Source organism: Bifidobacterium castoris (assembly GCF_003952025.1).
Classification (GTDB): Bacteria; Actinomycetota; Actinomycetes; order Actinomycetales; family Bifidobacteriaceae; genus Bifidobacterium; species Bifidobacterium castoris.
Genome location: NZ_QXGI01000003.1, coordinates 229475 through 252329 on the forward strand (window position 1 = coordinate 229475; position 22855 = coordinate 252329).

17 protein-coding genes are annotated in these 22855 nt (G+C 66.6%); 14 read left to right on the top strand and 3 right to left on the bottom strand.

Annotated features, from left to right (window positions below):
- Window positions 1-162: 162 nt before the first annotated feature.
- The 9 genes from D2E22_RS05070 to argH all read left to right on the top strand — a co-directional run bounded on the left by D2E22_RS05070 (window position 163) and on the right by argH (window position 12656).
- Entirely contained in the window at window positions 163-1191 is a 1029-nt protein-coding gene (locus D2E22_RS05070; RefSeq protein ID WP_126032021.1) for a hypothetical protein, read from the top strand.
- Window positions 1192-1948: 757 nt separating this feature from the next.
- The gene (locus D2E22_RS05075; RefSeq protein WP_126032022.1) at window positions 1949-3100 is read left to right on the top strand and encodes an N-acetyl-gamma-glutamyl-phosphate reductase; all 1152 of its coding nucleotides are present in this window, start codon (window positions 1949-1951) and stop codon (window positions 3098-3100) included.
- Window positions 3097-4269, top strand: coding sequence for a bifunctional glutamate N-acetyltransferase/amino-acid acetyltransferase ArgJ (gene argJ / locus D2E22_RS05080; RefSeq protein ID WP_126032023.1), 1173 nt, complete (start codon window positions 3097-3099; stop codon window positions 4267-4269). The genes D2E22_RS05075 and argJ overlap by 4 nt, the downstream gene beginning before the upstream one ends.
- A gap of 401 nt (window positions 4270-4670) precedes the next feature.
- Window positions 4671-5633, top strand: a complete 963-nt coding sequence (gene argB / locus D2E22_RS05085) for an acetylglutamate kinase (RefSeq protein ID WP_126032024.1) — start codon at window positions 4671-4673, stop codon at window positions 5631-5633.
- Between the two features lie 34 nt (window positions 5634-5667).
- Window positions 5668-6945 (top strand): acetylornithine transaminase, encoded by a 1278-nt coding sequence (locus D2E22_RS05090; RefSeq protein WP_126032116.1) that lies wholly within the window; start codon window positions 5668-5670, stop codon window positions 6943-6945.
- Between the two features lie 389 nt (window positions 6946-7334).
- Entirely contained in the window at window positions 7335-8300 is a 966-nt protein-coding gene (gene argF / locus D2E22_RS05095) for an ornithine carbamoyltransferase (RefSeq protein ID WP_126032025.1), read from the top strand.
- Window positions 8300-8818, top strand: a complete 519-nt coding sequence (locus tag D2E22_RS05100) for an arginine repressor (RefSeq protein ID WP_126032026.1) — start codon at window positions 8300-8302, stop codon at window positions 8816-8818. The genes argF and D2E22_RS05100 overlap by 1 nt, the downstream gene beginning before the upstream one ends.
- Window positions 8819-9027: 209 nt before the next feature.
- Complete coding sequence (locus D2E22_RS05105; RefSeq protein ID WP_126032027.1) at window positions 9028-10266, top strand: argininosuccinate synthase; 1239 nt, start codon at window positions 9028-9030, stop codon at window positions 10264-10266.
- Window positions 10267-11105: 839 nt separating this feature from the next.
- Entirely contained in the window at window positions 11106-12656 is a 1551-nt protein-coding gene (gene argH, locus D2E22_RS05110) for an argininosuccinate lyase (RefSeq protein WP_126032028.1), read from the top strand.
- A gap of 152 nt (window positions 12657-12808) precedes the next feature.
- Here the strand turns inward: argH and D2E22_RS05115 are convergent, their stop codons facing one another.
- Window positions 12809-13594, bottom strand: a complete 786-nt coding sequence (locus D2E22_RS05115) for an acetoin reductase (protein ID WP_126032029.1) — start codon at window positions 13592-13594, stop codon at window positions 12809-12811.
- A gap of 246 nt (window positions 13595-13840) precedes the next feature.
- Between D2E22_RS05115 and D2E22_RS05120 the strand changes: the two genes are divergently transcribed.
- From D2E22_RS05120 to D2E22_RS05140, 5 genes are all read left to right on the top strand, one after another.
- Window positions 13841-14377 carry an HD domain-containing protein gene (locus D2E22_RS05120; protein WP_126032117.1) on the top strand — a complete coding sequence of 179 codons (537 nt, stop codon included), beginning with the start codon at window positions 13841-13843 and terminating at the stop codon, window positions 14375-14377.
- A gap of 220 nt (window positions 14378-14597) precedes the next feature.
- Window positions 14598-15920, top strand: coding sequence for a tyrosine--tRNA ligase (gene tyrS / locus D2E22_RS05125; protein WP_126032030.1), 1323 nt, complete (start codon window positions 14598-14600; stop codon window positions 15918-15920).
- Between the two features lie 116 nt (window positions 15921-16036).
- Window positions 16037-17788 (top strand): tetratricopeptide repeat protein, encoded by a 1752-nt coding sequence (locus tag D2E22_RS05130; RefSeq protein WP_126032031.1) that lies wholly within the window; start codon window positions 16037-16039, stop codon window positions 17786-17788.
- 7 nt (window positions 17789-17795) lie between these two features.
- Window positions 17796-18869, top strand: a complete 1074-nt coding sequence (locus tag D2E22_RS05135) for an HAD-IIA family hydrolase (protein ID WP_126032032.1) — start codon at window positions 17796-17798, stop codon at window positions 18867-18869.
- A 1-nt stretch (window position 18870) separates the two neighbouring features.
- Window positions 18871-19617, top strand: coding sequence for a TlyA family RNA methyltransferase (locus D2E22_RS05140; RefSeq protein ID WP_277600007.1), 747 nt, complete (start codon window positions 18871-18873; stop codon window positions 19615-19617).
- Between the two features lie 593 nt (window positions 19618-20210).
- Here the strand turns inward: D2E22_RS05140 and D2E22_RS05145 are convergent.
- Together D2E22_RS05145 and D2E22_RS05150 are read right to left on the bottom strand one after the other, a co-directional pair.
- Entirely contained in the window at window positions 20211-20861 is a 651-nt protein-coding gene (locus D2E22_RS05145) for a potassium channel family protein (protein WP_126032033.1), read from the bottom strand.
- 435 nt (window positions 20862-21296) lie between these two features.
- Window positions 21297-22760, bottom strand: coding sequence for a TrkH family potassium uptake protein (locus D2E22_RS05150; protein ID WP_126032034.1), 1464 nt, complete (start codon window positions 22758-22760; stop codon window positions 21297-21299).
- Window positions 22761-22855 lie beyond the last annotated feature (95 nt).

A 22855-nucleotide genomic window follows, 5' to 3' on the forward strand; every position in this document is an offset into this window, starting at 1 on the left:
CGGCGCAGATCGGGAGGAAAAGGCGCCCTGGAGGAAGTTATCCACATCGACACGCCGTCGACACGCCGTCGACACGCCGTCGACACGCCGACGACACGCCCATCCGGTCACATGCCCCCGTCCGGATGGACACGGCTCATGGCGCGTCCGTACCGTCGATGCATGGAAACGCAGATGGATGGGTCGGCGTATGGGCCGACCGGATACGAAGACGAGTGCGAGCGCAGGCTCCGCGAGGGCGCGCCGCCGAACCTGTTGCCGATGCGCATGCGGCTCATGGAGCTGCAGGCGCACGAGATCACGCGATGCATGGACGCCCTCTCGAGGGTCAGCCGTGATCTGCTGTTCGGCGGCTTCACTGCGCTGAGGCTGCAGGGGGTGCCGCTGCCGCACACGCTGCAGCGGTACGGGGACACGGTCGGCGGCGACGACCTGTGCGTTCTCGCGCCGCGCCGCAACGCGCGCACCCGATTGTGCGGCGCGCGATTCTACCATATGAACATCCCGTTGCAGATCGTCGAACCGATGCCCGGCATACGATGCGTGAGCGTCGTGTGCACGTGGTTCATGCTCGCCCGCTTTCTTTCGCTGGAGGAACTCGTGACACTCGGCGACTGCCTGCTCATGCGCCGCGTCGCGCACGACCCGGTCACGATCGAGGATTTCGACGTGTTCGTCACACGGATGGAGAAGCTGGGCAAGCTGCACGCCCTCGGCAGGAAGCGCGCGCCCCGCGGCGTGAAAAAGGCTCGGCGCGCCATCGCCCTGCTGCGGGGGAACATGGAGTCGCCGCAGGAGGCGCGCCTGTCGCTGGAACTCAGGAAACGCGGGTTGCCGGAGCCCGTCGCCAATCCGTCGATCATATTGGACGACGGCACCGTCGTGCGCGGCGACCTGGTGTTCGTCGACGCCGGCGTCATCTGCGAGTACGACGGCGCGCATCATCTCGGCCAGCTGGAGCAGGACCGCATACGCCGTGCGAAGATCGAGTGTTCCGGCTGGCGGTACGTGCAGGTGACTCGCGTCGACATGGCGACGCCGGATGCGCGCGCGTGGATGGCCAGACGCGTCGCATACGCTCTCGAGGAACGCACCGGCGTGCGATATCCGACCGATGACGTGATCCCGCTCGAGGCGATCGCCGACCGTGAGCTGCGGACGATGCTTCCCGCTTGGGGGCGCGTGGCCTAGCCCGCGCCGCGTGGACGCGTGGCGGTGCACGGCGGATGCGGCGTCGCGAGCCGTCACATATCGTCACGAGGTCGCCGTCGCCATGTGCCGTCGCTCATATGGCTTATAGGTTGCATCCATGGGCAGCGTCCGTGGGATATCTGGAAGACCGCCAACCGGATGGACGCGCTTACGGGCGGTCGTGCCGGATCGACCCGGGTCCTCTCCGGGCTCTCGCCGACCGGCTGTGCTTACGGGTGGTCGTTTTCGCTGGTGCCGGAGGCGCAGGGGAGGATGCGGTGCTCCCGCTCGATTATGAATGCATAATTATGCAATGTACTGCATAAAGTGTATCGTCGTCTGTATAACTAAAACGTTGGTCGCACCGGATGCTCGGATGATGGCCCCTGCCGTTACCGGTGGCATGCGTGTGAGCGGGGCCGTCCCCGGCTCTGGCCGCGCACCCGCATGCATTCGCATGACGATCTGCCGCCGCCGGTAAGCCGTGCGGTGTTCCGATTCGGGCGGCGCGTCCCCGTCGCGGATGCCGCCCGTAAGGAATTGGCCGCCGGATGCGGAGGCGATGGGCTGCCGCCCGTAGACGAAAATGCATGGACGTGCGGACGTCTGCTTGCGCCGCCCGTAAGGAAACGGGCGGCGCAAACGGGGCGCGGAGTCATCGCCCGCCGCCGGTGCACGGCACGCGGCGGATGATCGGCGACCAACGGAGAACACTGACGACACGGCCCCGGCGGGGTCGGGAAGGAAGGCAACGGGAATGACGAAGTACACCGTCGCGGTCGCGGGTGCGACCGGCTATGCGGGTGGGGAGGCGCTGCGCATTCTCGCGACCCATCCGGATTTCGAAGTGACGACCGTCGCGGGACACTCGTCGGTCGGCGAGAAGCTCGGCGTCTACCAGCCGCACATCCCGCAATTGGCCGACCTGACCATCGCCGACACGACGGCCGAAGCGCTCAACGGCCACGACGTCATCATCCTGGCGTTGCCGCACGGCGCATCGGGCGCCCTCGCCGCGCAGCTCGACGAGTCGGCGACCGTCGTCGATCTGGGCGCCGACCATCGTCTGGAGATGCGGCAGGCATGGGACGACTACTACGGCGGCGCGTTCTACGAGCATTGGACCTACGGCATGCCCGAGCTGATCCTGGGCAAGGACGCCAACGGGCGGTACCTGCGGCAGCGTGACGTCATCAGCGGCGCCGCTGCGGCAGGCGATGCGCAGCCCGTAAGCGAGACTCAGCCCGTAAGGACGGGGGCACGGCGCATCGCCGGCCCCGGCTGCAACGTCACGGCCACGACGCTCGCGATGCAGCCGGCGGTCGCCGAGAACCTCATCGTGCCGCACACTATCGTCGCCGATCTGGCCGTCGGCTATTCGGGGGCGGGCAAAAGCCTCAAACGCACGAATCTGCTCGCCTCGGAGGCGCTCAACTCGGCGACGCCGTACTCGGTCGGGGGCACGCATCGCCACATCCCCGAGATCCTGCAGAACCTCGCGCACGCGGCGGGACTCGGCGCCGAGGGGGCGAACGAGTTCACGCTCGCGTTCACGCCGATGCTCGTGCCGATGTCGCGCGGCATCCTCGCGTCGGTGAGTGCGAAACTCACCGACAAGGCGCTCGACATGGGCGACGACGGCATCCGCGCCGCGTGGGCGAAGGCGTATGCGGGGCAGCCGTTCGTGTCCGTGCTGCCCGAAGGCGTGATGCCGGCGACACAGAACGTCCTCGGCTCGAACGCCGCGCACGTGCAGGTGGCGGTCGACCGACGAAGCCGTACGCTGCACGCGTTCGCGGCGATCGACAACCTCAACCGGGGGACGGCGGGGCAGGCGGTGCAATCGCTCAACCTCGCGTTCGGACTCAATGAAGAAACAGGACTCAGCAAGATCGGAGTGGCACCATGAGCGTAACGTTCGCACAAGGATTCACGGCCGCCGGCGTGGTCGCCGGCATCTCGTCGACCGCGGGGAAGAAGGACCTCGCGCTCGTCGTGAACGACGGTCCGCTCAAGGCCGCCGCCGGCGTCTTCACGACGAACCGATTCTGCGCGGCGCCGGTGCAGTGGTCGCGCGAAGCGGTCAAGGACGGGCGCCTCGACGCCGTCATCCTCAACTCCGGCGGCGCCAACGCCTGCACCGGTGTCGAAGGCTACGAGCAGTCGGCGAAGACCGCGCGCAAAGTGAGTGAACTGCTCGGCTGCCCCGTGGACGACGTGGCCGTATGCTCCACCGGGCTCATCGGCGAGCTGCTGCCGTTAAGCAACGTGCTCGCCGGCGCCGAGGCCGCGTTCGCCGCCCTTGACGACACCGTCCAGGCAGGCGAGGACGCGTCGCATGCGATCATGACGACGGATACGAAGCCGAAGACCGTGACGCGGCTGGGCTCGAACGGGTTCCGCATCGGGGGCATGGTTAAAGGGTCCGGCATGATCGCGCCGCAGCTCGCGACGATGCTGTGCGTCATCACGACCGATGCCGTCGTCACGCCCGAACAGTTACGGGTCGCACTCGCCGCCGGCGTCGACACGTCGTTCAACCGCATCGACGTGGACGGCTGCATGTCCACGAACGACACCGTGCTGCTGCTTGCGTCCGGTGCGTCCGGCATCACGCCGGACGCGGACGAGTTCAACGCGATCGTCGCCGACTGCTGCGCCGCGCTCGCCCGCCAGATCATCGGCGACGGCGAGGGCGCGAGCCACGACATCAAGATCACCGTGGAAGGCGCCACCGACGAGGACGCCGCGCTCGCCTGCGGGCGTGCAGTGGCCGCGTCGAACCTGCTCAAATGCGCGATCAGCGGCAACGACCCGAACTGGGGGCGCATCGTCAGTTCGCTGGGCACGGTGCCGGTGGGCGTCGCGCCCTACGATCCCGATCAGGTGACCGTCGACGTCAACGGGGTGCGGGTGTGCGACGGCGGCAAGCCGGGGCGCGACCGCGGCGAAGTCGACATGACGCCGCGCGAGGTCGACATCGTCATCGGACTCAACATCGGGGGCGCCACCGCCACTGTGTGGACCGACGACCTCACCCATGAATACGTGCACATCAACGCCGACTACGAAAGCTGAACCGTGCTCGTCGACGGCCCGCGCCGCTTACGGGCGACGGTCGGACCGACCGGTAGACGGCCACGGGACGTCATCCGTCGTTACGGGCGGCACGGCCCATGTTCGTCACGGGTGACCGTCCCTCGGCGCGGCGGCGGACATTCGTAACGGTCGGCCATTGCGGGTGGCGTGCGGCGCCGCCCGTAAGCGGATGCGACGCACGTGCAACGGTGTCCGACATGAACGTGCTGCCCGTAGGAGATGCGCCGCCTGTAGGCGGATGGGACGATGGAGAACATCGGGTCCGTGCGCATATGCGTCACGGATGCGCGACCACGGCACGCTTCGCAAGGGATGGTCGGCGGCCGCCGCGGCCTGCATGGGCCGCCGACGGCGCGAGAACAGGAGAACGATAAAGAATCATGACGAAACAACTGAAAGGTCCGGGATTCCACCTGGACGTGCATACGGATCTGCGTCCGGACCAGAAGGCCGAGGTGCTCATCGAGGCGCTGCCGTGGCTGGAGGAGTTCTACGGGAAGACGGTCGTCATCAAATACGGCGGCAACGCGATGGTCGACGATCATCTCAAGAGCTGCTTCGCCGACGACATGGTGTTCCTGCGGCAGGTGGGGCTGCATCCCGTAATCGTGCACGGCGGCGGACCTCAGATCTCGCAGATGCTCAAGGCGCTCGGCATCCATTCGGAGTTCAAGGGCGGCCTGCGGGTCACGACGCCCGAGGCGATGGACGTCGTGCGCATGGTGCTCACCGGCAAGGTGTCACGCGAACTCGTCGGCCTCATCAACGCCCACGGCCCGTACGCGGTGGGTCTGTCAGGCGAGGACGGAGCGCTCTTCTCGGCGACGCAGCGCATGCCGATCATCGACGGCAAGCCCACCGACATCGGTCTGGTCGGCGACGTCATCGGCGTCGACGCGTCCGCCGTCATCGACCTCATCCACTCGGGACGCATACCGGTCGTCTCGTCGGTCGCGCCGAACGAGGAGGACGCGACGGAGGTGCTCAACGTGAACGCCGACTCGGCGGCCGCCGCGCTCGCGACCGCGCTGGGCGCGCACAAGCTCATCATCCTCACCGACGTCGACGGCCTGTACGCCGACTGGCCGAACCGCGATTCGCTTATCGGCCGCATCGGCGCCGAGGACCTGCGCGACATGCTGCCGCAGCTCGAAAGCGGCATGCGCCCGAAGATGGAGGCGTGCATCCGCGCCATCGACGGAGGCGTGCGGCAGGCGCATATCATCGACGGCCGCAAGCCGCATTCGATACTCAACGAGGTATTCACAAGCGCCGGAATCGGCACGATGGTCGAACCCGGCGAGGGACTGGAAATGAGGAACTCATATGACAACCGAGCATGACACGAACACGGCGTCGGTCACCGGCGGCGCGGACATGGACGCGGCCGTTGACGCGACGCGCGGCACGCTGACCGAGGACAAGCGGCTGCTCGACGAATACAACGACGTGCACATGCACGTCTTCGGCACGCCGCTGCGCGTCCTCGACCACGGACAGGGCGTGCGCGTCTGGGACGTCGACGGCAACGAATATCTCGACTTCCTCGCGGGCATCGCCGTCAACTCGATCGGCTACGCGCATCCGAAGTGGATCGAGGCGGTCGCCGCGCAGGCCGCGCAGGTCGCGCACGTGAGCAACTACTTCGCGACGCGCCCGCAGATCAGGCTCGCGCAGAAACTCATCGCGCTCGCCGGCGCGCCGGAGGGATCTCACGTCTACTTCGGCAACTCGGGCGCCGAAGGCAACGAGGCCGCGCTCAAGATGGCGAAGCTCCACGGGGCGCGCCTGTGCGACGAACTCGGCACGGACAAGCCGTACCGCATCATCGCGTTGACGCATGGCTTCCACGGGCGCACGATGGGCGCGCTCTCCGCGACCTGGAAGCCCACGATCCGCGTGCCCTTCGAGCCGCTCGTGCCGAACTTCGAATTCGTCGACGCCAACGACCTCGACGCGATGAGGGCGGCCTTCGACGCAGCCGATAAGGGACCCGTGGCCGCGGTCATCATGGAGCTCGTGCAGGGCGAGGCGGGCGTGCTGCCGCTCGACGCCGCATACGTGCGCGGCGTGCGTGCGCTGTGCGACGAGCGGCGCGCGCTGATGATCGTCGACGAGGTGCAGACCGGCATCGGACGCACCGGATCCTGGTTCGCGTTCCAGCGCAAGGACCTCGGCGGCGTCACGCCGAACATCGTCACCTTCGCGAAGGGCGTCGCCGGCGGCTTCCCGATGGGCGGCATGATCAGCTTCGGTGAGGAGCTGTCCTCGCTGTTCTCGCCGGGAACCCATGGCTCGACCTTTGCCGGCAACCCGTTGGGCGCGGCCGCCGCGCTCGCGACGATCGGCGTGATCGAGGACGAGGGGCTCGTGCAGCGCGCCGAAGTGCGTGGCGAGCAGCTGCGTGCCGACCTGCGCGCCACCGACAACCCGTTGTTCGGGCAGGTGCGCGGACGCGGCCTGCTCAACGCGATCGTGCTGAAGCGTCCGTGCGCGCACGCCGCCGTTGACTGGGCGCTCGAGCATGGGCTCATCATCAACGCCTGCGCTCCGGACGTCATCCGTCTGGCGCCGCCGCTCGTCGTCAGCGAGCAGGAGGTGAACGAGGCGGTGGCGATCCTTTCCCAGCTGCCCGACGGCCTGCCGGACGACTGAGCCGCGCCGCCGCGGCGGCATAAGCCTACGGGTGTCATCACCTGCCGCATCCGCCGGCTCTTACGGGAGACATGCCGTCCTTGCCCGAGGATCGATTTCCGGATGACTTGTAAGGCCGTGGTTTGCCGGCGGGTGCGCCGTCCATCACAGGTAATGCCACCCCTGAACGACGCTCCACGCCGTTACGGGTGGCGCCGCCCGTAACGGAGCCGGAGGCGACCACCGACGACTGCCCGTAAACATGCGGGCCGGCATCGCCGATCATCGTCCGATCCGCTGCCCGTAACGCAACGGCAATCCCCGCCCGGCCACAACGCCAACACGCAAACAACCAACCACAACAGACACAGAAAAGAAACACAACAGACACAGAAAAGGAAAAGGAGGCCATCATGGGACAGCTCCGTCACATGCTGCGCGACGACGACGTCAACCATGACGAGCAGAAGCAGATTCTCGAACTCGGCATGAAGTTCCGCGAGAACAGGTTCCATCATCGTCCGTTCGAAGGGCCGCAGGGCGTCGCCGTGCTGTTCGACAAGCCGAGTACGCGCACGCGTTCCAGTTTCTCGATCGGCGTCGCCGAACTCGGCGGCTATCCGCTCGTCATCGACAAGTCGGGCTCCCAGCTCGGCCGCGGCGAGCCGATTCGCGACACCACCGAAGTGCTCACGCGCATGGCGTACGCACTCGTATGGCGCACCTTCGAGCAGTCGCGCATCGAGGAGATGGCGCGCGTCGCGACGGTGCCCGTGGTCAACGCGCTCACCGACGAATTCCATCCGTGCCAGGTGCTCGCCGACTTCCTGACGATCGCGCAGTTCAGGGGAGGCGTGGACGCGCTCGAGGGCATGACGATCGCCTACCTCGGCGACTCGGCTAACAACATGGCCAACTCCTACCTGCTCGCCGGCGCCGTCGCCGGCATGCACGTACGGGTGGCGGGGCCGAACGGATTCCTGCCCGACGACGCCATCGTGCAGGACGCCGAGGCGATCGCGGCCACTACGGGCGGCAGCATCCTTGTGACCACCGATCCGCAGGAGGCGGTACGCGACGCGGATTGCGTCTTCACCGACACGTGGGTGTCGATGGGCGAGGAGGACCAGTATGCCGTGCGTTCGAAGCCCTTCTGGCCGTATCAGGTCAACGAGGAGCTCATGGCGCTCGCCAAGCCGGATGCGCTTTTCCAGCATTGCCTGCCCGCCTACCGCGGCAAGGAGGTGACCGCCGCCGTCATCGACGGTCCGCAGTCCGTGGTCTGGGACGAAGCCGAGAACCGTCTGCACGCGCAGAAGGCGCTGCTGACGTGGCTCATCGGCAAGCAGCGCGGCGACGAAAGCCTGCTTGTCTGATGACGGATCCGACGATGCCGCTGCAGCGTCCAGCCAGCCGTGCCGCGCGTCTCAACGCGATCGAGCAGGCGCTCGCCAACCACGTGGTCACGTCGCAGTCGCAGCTCTCCGAGATCCTCGCGAATCAGGGGATCGAGGTGACGCAGGCGACGCTCAGCCGCGACCTCGACGAGATGAATGCGACGAAGACGCGGCTGCCCGACGGCAAGGTGGCGTACACGATCGACGACCAGCCGATCCCCGCCGCCGGCCTCGACAGCGACGAGCGTTCGCAACAGCAGATGACGCGCATCCTGTCCGGACTCGTGACGTCCGTGGCCGCCGCGCGCAACCTCATCGTCGTGCACACGTCGTCGGGCGCCGCGCAGTACGTCGCGAGCGTCATCGACAAGCATCCGATAGGCGGCGTCCTCGGCACGATCGCCGGCGATGACACAGTCCTCGTCATCTGCGTGGACGATGCGATGGCGGAGCGCCGCTCCGTGTGGCTGCTCGAGGTCGCCTCCACGCAGAACTGAGCGCGCCCGCCCGGCGTGGAGGCGCGCATGCGGAAGGCCGTACGACGTGTACGGCCTTTCGTTTTCCGTGTGTTGTTCGTGTGTTCGTGCGGCCGTGCGCCGTCGTCGATGCCGCCGGCGGGGTCGGCGACGGCGTTCGTGGACACGGAATGAATATTTATACAGAGGACTGTATATACTCATGAATATCTGAACAGAAAGGTCAACTCATGAGCGAACAGAATCGCATTGTGCTGGCGTATTCCGGTGGTCTCGACACCTCGGTCGCCATCCCGTACCTCAAGGATCGCACGGGCAAGGACGTCGTCGCCGTCTCACTCGACGTCGGCCAGGGCGGCGAAAGCCTCGAGACGATCAAGGAACGTGCGCTCGCGTGCGGCGCCGTCGAGGCCTATATCGTGGACGCGCGCGATGAATTCGCGAACGAGTACTGCATGCAGGCGCTCAAGGCGAACGCGATGTACGAGGGCGTCTACCCGCTCGTCTCCGCGATCTCGCGCCCGCTCATCACGAAGCACCTCGTGCGCGCCGCCCATCAGTTCGGCGCCGACACGATCGCGCACGGCTGCACCGGCAAGGGCAACGACCAGGTCCGCTTCGAGGTCTCGATCCAGTCGATCGACCCCGAACTCAAGGCCATCAGCCCGATCCGCGACCTTTCGCTGACGCGCGACGTCGAGATCGCCTATGCGAACGACCACAAGCTGCCGATCGTGCAGACCGAGAAGAGCCCGTTCTCGATCGACCAGAACGTGTGGGGGCGCGCCATCGAGACCGGTTTCCTCGAGGATCCGTGGAACGCGCCGACGAAGGACTGCTACTCCTACACCGACGACCCCGACTTCCCGCCGGTCGAGGACGAGGTCGTCATCGAGTTCAGGCAGGGCGTGCCCGTCAAGATCGACGGCCGCGACGTCACTCCGCTGCAGGCGATCGAGGAGATGAACCGCCGCGCCGGCGCGCAGGGCATCGGCCGCGTCGACCTCATCGAGGATCGTCTCGTCGGCATCAAGTCGCGCGAACTGTACGAGGCGCCGGGCGCGATCGCGCTCATCACCGCGCATCAGGAGCTCGAGAACATGTGCCTCGAGCGTGAGCAGCACCGCATCAAGCGCGACATCGACAAGCGCTGGGCCGAGCTCGTCTACGACGCGCAGTGGTTCTCGCCGGCGGTCAAGTCGCTCAATGCGTTCATCAACGACACGCAGCAGTATGTCTCCGGCGAGATCCGCATGGTCATGCACGGCGGCCGCGCCGTCGTCGTCGGCCGTCGTTCCGCGGAATCGCTTTACGACTACAACCTCGCGACCTACGATTCCGGCGACACCTTCGACCAGAACGCGTCGAACGGCTTCATCGAGATCTACGGCCTGCCGACGAAGGTCGCCGCCGCGCGCGACGTCAAGTTCGGCAACGGCATCGAGGTTCCCGTCAACGACGTCGAGTGACGTTGCATGCAACGCGCATGTGAGCGTTCCTATCATGGGGAGGGTGGCGGCCGCGCGCCGTGCGCCCTCCCGGCCGTCCCGGCCCATGCTCCTCGCATCGCCTGCGGGTGATGCGCCGTCCGATGGTGTCGCATCCTATCGGCGGTGCATCGCTACGGGGCTTATGGGCGGTATCGTCTCCCATAAGCACTGCCTCGGGCGTGCATCGCTCACGGGCGGCCCCCGTCGTATGCTTGCCGATCATGCTCCCGGCCCCGGTTCGCGGACGGTTCTCTTACAGGATGCACGGTCTGCTTTCGGGTGGCGCCGTCGTTTGCCTATGGGCGGCGGCGCTCATCTGCGCGCCGTCGTGCATTTCTTCTTATATATCGGCCGCCGCTCATTTTCCGCGTATGGGTGGTGCGGGATCCGCCCGGGTCCGCATCGCGTCTGGCAGGCGGTTCCTCGCCGGGGGAGGTGTCTCCCGTAAGCGTCGTGCAATCCGGCTCGCCGTCCCTGGGCAGCCGCATCCCGTAGAGGATTTCCTCATTCCCGTAAATGGCCTGCATCCTGTGATGAATCGCCGGCGCGGGCTTGATACGACCCGTAACGGTGTCGGTGAAGCGACCGGTGACGCTTGGCGCGATCCGATGCAACCCGTAACAACATGGAAGGGAAGGTGCGACCCGCAACGATGCCGGAAGCGGGTGGTAACGGGCGGCGGCCATGGAAACCGGCGGCGGATTTCGGCGAACACCGGTAGGATGAGCACCGGCAGGAAGAACAAACAGGTGCGCCTGACGCCGCGCGCCGCGCATATCACGCCGTCGGCATGACGGCGAAGGAGACATGGAGACATCATGAGTGACGAACGCATCGTCGAAACGACCGACACCGAGACCGCGGCGGGTGCGCCGGAGCAACAGTCGGGCGAACATCTCGCGCTGTGGGGAGGACGTTTCTCCTCCGGTCCGTCGGCGGAGCTCGCGCTGCTGAGCAAGTCCACGCAGTTCGATTGGCGGCTCGCCGACGACGACATCGCCGGTTCGCGCGCCCATGCACGAGCGCTCGGACGCGCGGGCCTGCTCACCCCCGACGAGCTGCAGCGCATGGAGGCCGCGCTCGACGAGCTGCAGCGCCGCGTGGACGACGGCGAGTTCGCGCCGATTGAGGACGACGAGGACGAGGCGACGGCGCTCGAGCGCGGGCTCCTCGCCATCGCAGGTGATGAACTCGGCGGCAAGCTGCGCGCCGGACGTTCGCGCAACGACCAGATCGCGACGCTCATCCGCATGTGGCTGCGCCGCCACGCGCGCATCGTCGCCAAGCAGGTGCTCGCGCTCGCCGACGCGTTGTGCGATCAGGCGAAGGCGGCGGGACGCACCGTCATGCCGGGGCGCACGCACATGCAGCATGCGCAGCCGGTGCTGCTCGCGCATCAGCTCATGGCGCACGTGTGGCCGTTGCTGCGCGACGTCGAACGGTTCATCGACTGGGACGGCCGCGTCGATGCGAGCCCCTACGGCTCCGGCGCGCTTGCCGGCAACACGCTCGGCCTGGAGCCGACGGCCGTCGCGCGCGAACTCGGCTTCACGAAGGTCACCGAGAACTCGATCGACGGCACGTCGAGCCGTGACCTCGTCGCCGAATACTCGTTCATCGCCGCGATGATCGGCGTCGACGTCTCCAGACTGTCGGAGGAGATCATCATCTGGAACACGCAGGAGTTCGGCTTCGTCACACTCGACGACGCCTACTCCACTGGTTCGTCGATCATGCCGCAGAAGAAAAACCCGGACATCGCCGAACTCGCGCGCGGCAAGGCGGGACGTCTCATCGGCGACCTCACCGGCCTGCTCGCGACGCTCAAGGGGCTGCCCACCGCGTATGCGCGCGACCTGCAGGAGGACAAGGAGGCGGTGTTCGACCAGACCGACACGCTCGAGGTGTTGCTGCCCGCGTTCACCGGCATGGTGCGCACGATGCGCTTCAACGCGGAACGTCTCGAGCAGGAGGCGCCGACCGGCTTCGCGCTCGCGACCGATATCGCCGAGTGGCTCGTGAAGAACGGCGTGCCGTTCCGCCATGCGCACGAGCTCTCCGGCGCGTGCGTCAAGTTGGCCGAAAGCCGTCATGAGGAGCTGTGGGACCTGTCCGACGACGATTTCATCGAGATCTTCCGTGATTTCGTGCCGCCGGAGCAGGCGGTGAAGGTGCGCGAGGTGCTGTCGACGGAGGGCTCCGTCTCCGCGCGCGCCGGCAAGGGAGGCACGGCGCCGACGCGCGTGCGCGAGCAGATCATGTCGGCGAAGTCGCAGATCGAACGTCTGCACGGCATGTTCCAGCCCAAGAGCGATGGCATCGCCTACAAGGCGGCCGGCTCCCTCGCGAAGAACGAGAAGAAGCAGTGATCGCACGGCACATGGCGGCGTACGCCGCGGACACCGTTTGGTGAGGCGGCCGCCCGGCCTTCGCCTGATGCAAAGATCGGGCAGCCGCCTTGTGCCATGTCACATGACCGACGTGGCACGGTCGTCGTGGCGTCGGCCGTCGGGTGTGACGGTCAGCGGTACTGCATGCCGCCGTCGACGATGATCGTCTGCCCGGTGACGTAGCGTGCGTCGTCGCTTACCAGGAATGCGACCACGCCGGCGACGTCCTCGGGCGTCTCGCAGCGTCCGAGCGCGATCGTCTTGACCATGTCGTCGAAGTTCTGCCCTTTCGGCTTGCCGTTGAGTTTGCCCATCTGCTCGTCGATGAACGTCCACATCGGCGTATCGACGATGCCGGGGGCGTAACCGTTGACGCGGATGTTGTGCGGGGCGAGCTCCTTCGCCGCGGCCTGCGTGATGCCTCGTACCGCGAACTTCGTGGAACTGTAGGCGGGAAGGATCGGGAATCCTTCGAAACCTGCGATCGACGAGGCGGAGACGATGCTGCCCGTGTCCTTGCCCAGTTCGATCATCTTCTTCGCCGCGGCCTGCACGCCGTACACCATGCCGAACAGATTGATGCGGTAGATCGTTTCGAGTTCCTCCGGAGTGACTTCGAGGATCGGCTTGATCTGGCAGATGCCGGCATTGTTGACCATGGCGTCGAGGGTGCCGAGTTCGGCGACGGTGTCATCGACGAGCCCGAAGACCTCGTCGTGGTCGGCGACGTCGGTGGGGCGGAAGAACGCGCGTCTGCCGAGGTTTTCGATCGCCGCGATCGTCTTGTTGGCCTCCTCCTGCTGGGCGCGAAGGTCGGCGAGCGCGATGTCGAAGCCGTTTTTGGCGAGTTTGACGGCGATGCCACGTCCGATGCCGCGCGCCGCACCTGTCACGATGGCTACTTTGTGTGTATTCATGCGAATCCTTTCCGCCGACGGGCACGGCGGGACTCCATTGTCCACTGAAGACATGCCCATGGCTCACATGCACATCCCATTGTATTGGATATCGGCTGCATGCATTGGAACATATGGGACGCCACGCCGCTGACTGTATAATCCGTTACGTGTCCGGCGAACAGGCCGACCGGAAACCGAGGTGCTGTGCGCCTACGGGCGCCGCCAGGCGTCGGATATGGATTCACCGGCGCCGAGGAGGAAATGATGCTCAGTGACGAACGTATGGATCAGATCATCCATCATTACGGGAAGGACATCCTTGCGCATGCGCATATGGACATCGAGCGGCGCAGCATGCAGCACGGCGACGTCACCACGTACGACCATTCGCTGCGGGTGGCACGGTTGAGCGTGAAGATCGCGGACCGATTGCGGTTGTGGAACCATGTCAATCTACGTGCGCTCGTCCGGGCGGCGTTGCTGCACGATTATTTCCTCTACGATTGGCATGACTACGACAATGGGGCGCACCGGCTTCACGGCTTTCGGCACCCGTACACGGCCGAAGCCAACGCGCGCGCGGATTTCCAGATTGACGACATCGTCGCGAACAGTATCCGTACGCACATGTTCCCGCTTACTCCGGTGCCGCCGAAATATCTTGAGGGCGTCATCGTGAACATCGCGGATACGTTGAGCGCGGTGTGCGAGACGGTCGGGGCCCGACTGCCTCGTCGCGGACATGCCCCTGCCGCCGGTAAGCGGCGATGCCGCTGCAGGCGGGCGGACCGTCGTCGCTGAAGCGAAGGCGCCGCCGGCGGATGGCGGACGGTGTGCGAATGCCGCGGTCGGGCAATGCGGAGGCGCAGCCTTGTGCCGACGGCGTTTTCCTATGCCGCGGGAATGCGCCCATGGCGGCGCAAACGGTGTCTGCGAGGTGTGACACACTGACAATGTTTGCCCCGCGCCGATCGGAGGGCGGGGGAACCCCGTTCGAAAACTTCACAAGGAGATGTTTGGCATGGCTCACGTCATCGATTTCAAGGAAGCCGGATTCGACTCCGTGCTCGATGAATTGCAATGGCGCGGGTTGATCTCGCAATCCACCGACAGGGATCGACTCGCCGAGACGTTGAACGGGGACCCCATCCATTATTACTGCGGCTTCGATCCGACCGCGCCGTCGCTGCACATCGGCAATCTCGTGCAGCTCATCATCATGCGCCACCTGCAGGAGGCCGGCCATCATCCGATCGCCCTCGTCGGCGGCGCCACCGGCCTCATCGGCGATCCGCGCCAGTCCGGCGAACGCGTCCTCAACCCGAAGGACGTCGTCGAGCAGTGGTGCGAGCGTCTGCGCATCCAGATCGGCGACATCCTCGTGCAGGAGGGCGGCAACCCGGTGAACTTCGTGTCCAACTACGACTGGACCGCGACGATGAACGTGCTCGACTTCCTGCGCGACGTAGGCAAGAACTTCCGCGTCGGCACGATGCTGTCGAAGGACATCGTCGCCCGCCGGCTCAACTCGGAGGAGGGCATCTCCTTCACCGAATTCAGCTACCAGGTGCTGCAGGGCAACGACTTCCTGCATCTGTACGACCATTTCGACTGCGTCCTCGAGCTCGGCGGTTCCGACCAGTGGGGCAACCTCACATCCGGACTCGACCTCATCCACAAGGTGCGCGGCGTCAACGTCAACGTCATGGCCAGCCCGATCATCACCGACGCCACCGGCAAGAAGTTCGGCAAGTCCGAAGGCAACGCCGTGTGGCTCGACGGTTCGATGCTCAGCCCGTACAAGTTCTACCAGTTCTGGGTCAACCGTCCGGACGCCGAGATGGAGCGTCTGCTCAAGGTCTTCACGTTCCTGCCGAAGGCGCGCATCGAGGAGCTGATCGAAGCCACCGAGACGAATCCGGGCGCGCGCGAGGCGCAGCGCGCGCTCGCCTGGGAGGTCACGAGCCTCGTGCACGGTGAGGACGCGACGCGTCAGGCCATCGAGGCCTCCACCGCGCTGTTCGGCCGCGGCGGCGACGTGACCGAGATCGGCGAGGACATCCTCGAGGCCGCGCTCGAAGGCCTCAAGGTCGAGGACGAGGACGGCGCCAAGGCCTTCGCGAAGGCCGCCGCCGGAGACCGCGTCAGCGAGGCCGGCGTCAGGGCCGGCCTTTTCAAGTCGATCTCCGAGGCGCGCAAGACGATCAAGTCCGGCGGAGTGTACCTCAACAACGCGCGCGTCGAGGACGAGGAGCAGCTGCTCGGCGGCGACGACTTCCTGCAGGGGCGTTTCGCGATCCTGCGTCGCGGCAAGAAGGCTCTCGGCGCCGTCGAACTCGGCTGATCCTTACACACCGACAGCCGAAACGGCGGATCCGGAACGCCGATTGGCTACACTGGAAGACAATGACGGACGAGGCGGGCGCGCATGCCCGCCTCTTGATTGAAAAAGGTACGAACATGGCAGACGAACGCGGATCACAGCATCATTCCCAGGGCGGCAACCGCCGCTACGGATCGGGCAACGGCGGCCATCGTCAAGGCAACGGCGGCGGATTCCGCTCGCGGGGCGGCTCGGACTCCCGCCGCGGCAACCGCAACGGCGCAGGACGCAACTTCCATCGCAACGGCAACGGCGCAGGCAGGAACAACGAGTTCCGTCGTGACGGCGAAGGCGGCGGCGAGTTCCGTCGCGACGGCGAGGGTCAGCGTCGTTTCCACCGCAACGGCAATGGCAACGGCAGCTACCGTTCAGGCAACCGTTTCCGTGGCCGTGACGACGAGCGCGGCGGTCAGCGTCGCGGCTTCCGCCGTGACGGCGAGGGTCGGCATCGCGATTTCCGTCATGGCGACGACGACCGCCGCGAGTTCCGCAACGGCGGCAACGGCGGTCAGCGTCGTGACTTCCACCGTCGCGATGACGACCGTCGCGACTTCCGCCGCGGCAACCGCGACGGCGGCAACGGCGGTCAGCGTCGTGACTTCCACCGTCGTGACGACGACCGTCGCGACTTCCGCCGCGACGAGGGCGGTCAGCGCCGTGACTTCCGCCACGACCGCAACAGGGACGACCGTCGCGACTTCCGCCGCGACGACCACCGCAACCCGCGCCGTGACGGCGCCGATCGCCAGGCGCACCACGACCGCAAGCGCGCCGAATACATGGCGCATTCGCGCAAGAATTCGGACGGCACCGTCAGCTTCCCGTCGCAGAACCCGTACACGGACCGCCGTCCGGGCGAGCCGGTCATGCCGAAGGGCCTCGAATGGAGCATGCTGAGCAAGGACGAACGCGAACGTCTGCGCGGCCTGTCGAAGGAGCACGCCGAGAACATCGGCCTGCACATCCTCGCCGCGTACACGCTCGAGGCCGACGATCCGCAGGCGGCGCTCGCGCACGCCAAGTGGGCCGCCAAGCAGGCGTCGCGCGTGGACATCGCCCGTGAGACGCTCGCGATGGTCGCCTACCGTCAGGGCGACTACAAGCTCGCGCTGCGCGAGTTCCAGACGGCGTTCCGCATGAACGGCTATCTCGACTACCTGCCGTTCATGGCCGACTGCGAGCGCGGCCTGGACAAGCCGAAGAAGGCGGTCGAGATCGCGCTGTCCGACAACGCCAAGCAGCTCGCCGGCGAGGCGAAGGCGGAGATGTTCCTCGTCTACGCGGGCGCGCTCAACGACATGGGCATGATCGACCAGGCGATCGAGGTCGTCTCCAAGCTCGTGCACGCCAAGGGACTGGCCGGCGAATACCGCATGCGCGCCGCGCAGGCCGAGCAGTACTTCCTGTCCGAGGCGGGACGCGACGACGAGGCCGTTGCGCTCGATGAGCTCATCGACGACTTCGAGGCGCGCTACGCCGACGTCGACGAGGACGAGACAAGCGACGACTTCGTCGTCGACTACGACGTCGAGGACCTCCCGGAGGACCTGCAGGCGAAGCTCGGCGTGACGCCCGACGACGCGCAGTACGCGCCGCTGGACGACGAGGACGGCGTCAACATGGACGACGAGACGCGCATCCCCGAGGAGGAGGAGCGCGCCGGCGCCGAAATGGACATCGAGCCCGCCGAGATGCAGGAGCGCAACTCCCGCCGCGACGAGGAGGGCGTGATGGGCGATCCCGATCTGAGCGACGCCGAGGACGACGTCGACGAGGAGGACGTCGAGGTCGGCGACTACGAAGAGCAGCTCAAGAGCGAAACGGAGTGAACGCGGCGTGCTGAAACCAACGAACACGCCGTTGTCGCGGCGCTACCGTCTCGCGTTGCTCGACCTCGACGGCGTCGTCTACTACGGCAGGAAGCCGGTCGCGCACGCCGCCGACGCCATCCGCGACGCCGAAGGCCATGGCATGACGGTCGAATACACGACGAACAACTCGTCGCGCATGCAGGAGACGGTCGCCGGGCAGCTGCGCGGCTTCGGACTCGACGTGGACGCGTGGCAGGTGATCACGTCGTCCGTCGTGGCCGCGCGCATGGTCGCGCGCCATGCGGGCGACGGCGCGGACGTGTTCGTCGTCGGCGCCGATCATCTGCGCGATGAGGTGCGCAAGGCGGGGCTGCGCATCGTCGACGCCGGCGTGGACGACGAAGGCCGCGCGCCGACCGCCGTCGTCCAGGGCTGGTACCCGCAGATGACGTGGCAGCAGCTCGCCGAGGCGTCGTTCGCCGTCGAGCGCGGCGCGCGGTACTTCGTGACGAACCGCGACCTGACGATTCCGCGCGAATACGGCGTGGCGCCCGGCTGCGGATCGATGATCCAGGCCGTCGTCAACGCGACCGGCGTGCAGCCGGTCGCTTCGGCGGGCAAGCCGGAACCGGCGATGTACGACGAGGCGCGCATGCTCGCGGCGCACGACGGCGAGGACATGGTCTCGGTCGGCGACAGCCTCGCGATCGGCGACCGGCTCGACACGGACATCGAGGCGGGCAACCGCGGCGGCTACGACTCGCTGCTGGTGCTTACCGGCGTCACCGATCCGGACCTGCTCATCCGCGCGCCGAAGGAGCTGCGACCGACCTATGTGGCGCTTGACCTGCGCGGGCTCAACGAGGCGCAGCCGGCCGTGACGCGCGAACATGGCGGCGTGGGCGGCGCAGGCGCGCGCGGCGACGTGTTCCGCTGCCGTGGCGCGAAGGCGTGGTTCGTCAACGACGCGATCGTCGTCGACGACGTGACGAGCGTCGACGCGCTGCGTGCGGCCTGCGCGCTCGGCTGGGCCCTGCAGGACGACGGCGTCGATCTGGACGGCGCGGCATTGCCCGGGTTCTCCTTCGCCGGAGCGTGACGTGGGCGCGGACGAACGGCTCGACGTCGCGATGACGGCTCGCGCGTTGGCGCCTTCGCGCGCGAAGGCGCGCAGGCTCGTCGATGACGGCCATGTGTACGTCGACGGCGTGCAGGCGCGCAAGGCGTCGACGAAGGTGGGGCCGTACGCGCGCATCGAGGTGCGCGGCGCCGACGATTACGTGTCGCGCGGCGCATACAAACTGCTCGGCGCCTTCGACGTCTTCGCCGCCGACGGTCTGACGGGGCCGGAGGGACTCGACTGCCTCGACATCGGCGCGTCGACGGGCGGTTTCTGCGACGTGCTGCTGCGCGGGGGAGCGCGTCGCGTCATCGCGTTGGACGTCGGGCACGGCCAGCTCGACCCGAAGATCGCCGGCGACGCGCGCGTCATCGAGATGAGCGGCGTCAACATTCGCGACGTGGACGCCGACGATCTGCCGTACCGTCCGCAGATGGTCGTCTCCGACGTCTCCTTCATCTCATTGACCTATGTCCTGCCGGTCGTGGCCGGGATCGCGGCGCCGGGCGCGCAGGTCGTGCTGCTCGTCAAGCCGCAGTTCGAAGTGGGGCGCGAGGGGCTCGGCAAGCACGGCATCGTCACCGATCCGCACAGGCGCCGCGCCGCGCTCGAACATGTCGTCGAGTGCGCCCGCGCCTGCGGGATGCACGTTGTGGCGACCGCCCCCTCGCCGATCGAAGGCACCCACGGCAACATGGAGTACCTGCTCTACGCGCGTATGGGATGACCTGCCACGCGGTATACGCCGATGCCGCCCCGTCCACGGGACCTCATGCCAGGGGCGGCCGATCTTACGGGCAGTCGATCTTACGCAGCCGTTCTTACAGACTGCCGCCCTTATGGGTTGTTTTTAGAGGCAGCCTCTTGCCTGCGGTCGTCCTTATGGGTCGCCGTCCGTATGGGAGGGCGTGCCTACGGGCGGTATCCTACGGGCAGCTGTGCCTATGGGAGGTGGCTCCCAGGAAGGCGCTTTCCCCTCCATGAGCCGTTGTGCCTACGGGCGGCCGCGCGGTGGTCGAGGGGCTTATGGGACGTATTCGCATTCGCGCATGTGCGGCGATGACGATGGCGTCGTCCTGCGAACGGCGATCGATTCTCCTCCAGCCGCGATCGCGACGTTTCCTGTGCTGCGGACGGCGCGCCTGCTGCGGGCGGCGGCCGTCACGAAACTGATTGTCCGCCGACGACGCGCGTCATGCGCGCACGTTCGCGGCGCGCGCCACCCGTAAGAAAAGCGCGCCACCCGTAAGAAAACGACAGGGAACAACGCCATGCCGCTCGCGAATCGTCACCAGCGGGCGGACGTGCCGCCCGTAACGGTCAGCCCCGAATGAAGTGGTCTATCTGGTCCTGCTTGCCCATGATGATGAGTTCGTCGTTGCGGCGCAGCTCGAGGTCGTTGGACGCGTACTGGAACTCATGTCCCGGCGATTTGACGCCGACGATCGTGATGCCGTAGCGGTCATGGATCTTCGCATCGCCGATCGTGTAGCCGACGAACTGGGATGGCGTGTGGATCTTGACGACGTTGTATGCGCCTTCGAGCTCGATGTAGTCGAGGTAGTTGCCGGAGACGAGATGGCCGACGCGTTTGCCTGCGTCGGTCTCCGCGTTGATGATGTGGCGCGCGCCGATGCGCTGCAGGATGCGCGCATGCTCCTTGGACACCGATTTCGCCCAGATGTCGGAGATGCCGGCGTCGAGCAGGTTGCCGGCGGTGATGACGGAGGCCTCGACGCTGTCGCCGATCGCCACGACGGCGATGTCGAAGTCCGCGGCGTTGAGCTGCTCGAGCGCGAGGACGTCGGTCATGTCCGCCTGGACCGTGGGGATCTGCGCGGACCAGCGGTTGACGAGTTCTGCGTCCTTGTCGACGGCGAGCACATCCTGTCCCATCCCGTCGAGCGTCGTGGCGACCGCGCTGCCGAAACGGCCGAGTCCCACGACGAGCACGCTGCGATTATCTGCCATCCTGACCTCCTAAGGGCTGCTGCAGGCCGCTTACCGGTAGTCGATGCGTCGACGGCGGCGAGCTGACCGTCCACCTGTTTGGTGCTCCGCTACAGCATGCTACCCGTAACGATGTGCATCCGGTAGCGGGTGCATCCGGTAGCGGATGCACGGCGCGTCGGCGCGCGGACGACCGGCCATCGGCGACGGTCGCCGTCGGCGCTTCCCGTAAGCATGGGCTGCCGGTAACCGGTGACGCCCATCAGGATGCATGCGCCACCCATAAGCAGGAAGTAGTCGGGGAGCAGGCAAAAAGCGGGGGTGAGTGCAGTACGGTCCGCAAGTGGTATGCGGACGGCGACGATCGACGGGGGAAAAGCGCCGCCCGTAAAGGATGTGCATCCCGAAGGATGCGCCATCGCCTCCCGTAAGCGATCGCGGCGGGAGGATCTGCGGTCAGCCGACGACGATCTGGTCGGTGGGGTAGCGGACGAGCTCGGTCTGACGGGGGCGGCTCACGGCGTATGCAAGCGTCATCGGTCCCATGCGGCCCACCAGCATCGTCGCGGCGAGGATATACAAGGACGGCGCGTTGTCCACGTTCGCGACGCCCACCGAGTAGCCGCCCAGGCCGAAGGCTGAGCAGGCGTCGAAGACGGCGTGGCTGAACGACGCGTCCGAGATGAGCATGAGCGCCACCGACGCGACGAGCACGAGCGCGAAGCAGGCGGTCGTGATGCTCACCGCCGTCATGACGACATGCGTGTGGATGCGCCGCTTGAACGCCGTGACGTCGCTGTGCCCGGTGAACGCGGCCCTGCACACGAGCAGGATTACCGCAAAGGTCGTCACGCGGATACCGCCGGCCGTCGACGTGCTTCCTCCGCCGATGAACATGACGGCGCTCATGAACACCTTTGTCGCCTCGCTCACCTGCGGCACCCACGACAGGTCGAAGCCGCTCGAACGGGGCATCACGGCGGCGACCATCGCGCGGCGCATGCGCGTCTCGACGTCGGCGTACTTGAACAGCGCCGGGTTGTCCCATTCGACGGTGAGGAACCAGACGAGGGAGGCGAGCACGATCGCGAAGGTCGTCACCAATGTGACCTTCGTGTGCAGGCTCCACCGTTTCGGACTTTGGTGCCGCCGCGCCGTGCGGTAGATGTTGAGGATGACGGGGAAGCCGAGCGTGCCGCAGAACGCGGAGAGCATGATCGGCATGCCGACCGCCCAGTTGTCGACGTACAGGCCGGCGCCGTCGGGCGTGAAGCCGGCGTTGTTGTACGCCATCACGGCGAAGAAGAGCGACTCCCACAACGTGCCGCCGACGTTGCCCTTGTTGACGTGGAACAAGCCGGGGAACAGGGCGATGAACGTGACGAGCTCGATGACGAAGGTCGTCGTGAGGACGACGGCGAGGACGCCGCGGATCTCGCTGAGCTTGTTCGTGCCGAGTTCGTTCGCCGTGAGCAGACGCTGCATCGCCTTGAGATGATGGTTGACCGCAAGCGCGATGAGCGACGCGAAGGTCATCACGCCGAGGCCGCCGAGCTGGACGGAGAAGATGAGCACGGCCTGTCCGAAGTACGTCCAGTGCGTCGTGGTGTTCACGATTGCGATGCCGCAGGTGGACAATGCGGACACGGCGGTGAAGAACGCGGTGGAGAATTCGGTCCTCTCCCCGGGCTGGGTGGATATCGGCAGCAGCAGCAGTCCCGTCGACATGCTGATGAGCAGCAGGAAATAGAGGATCGTCAGTCGTCCCGGGTGCGAGTTGAGCCGGTAAGAGAGCGAGCGTTTGATTGGACGGCGTTCATCAGCGGCTGCTTGTTCGAAGGTGTCGCCCGAGAACCACCAGGCGTATCCCTTCGACGCGTCGCTGTTCGACGCCGATTCGTCGAACAGGAGATTGGCCATGCTGCCCTCCGATTGGTTGCCATCCTTGTTTTCAGTACGCTGCCATTGTAGATGGGTCGGTGACGTTTCGCCGAGCGGGGCGGGGGAAGCGCTGC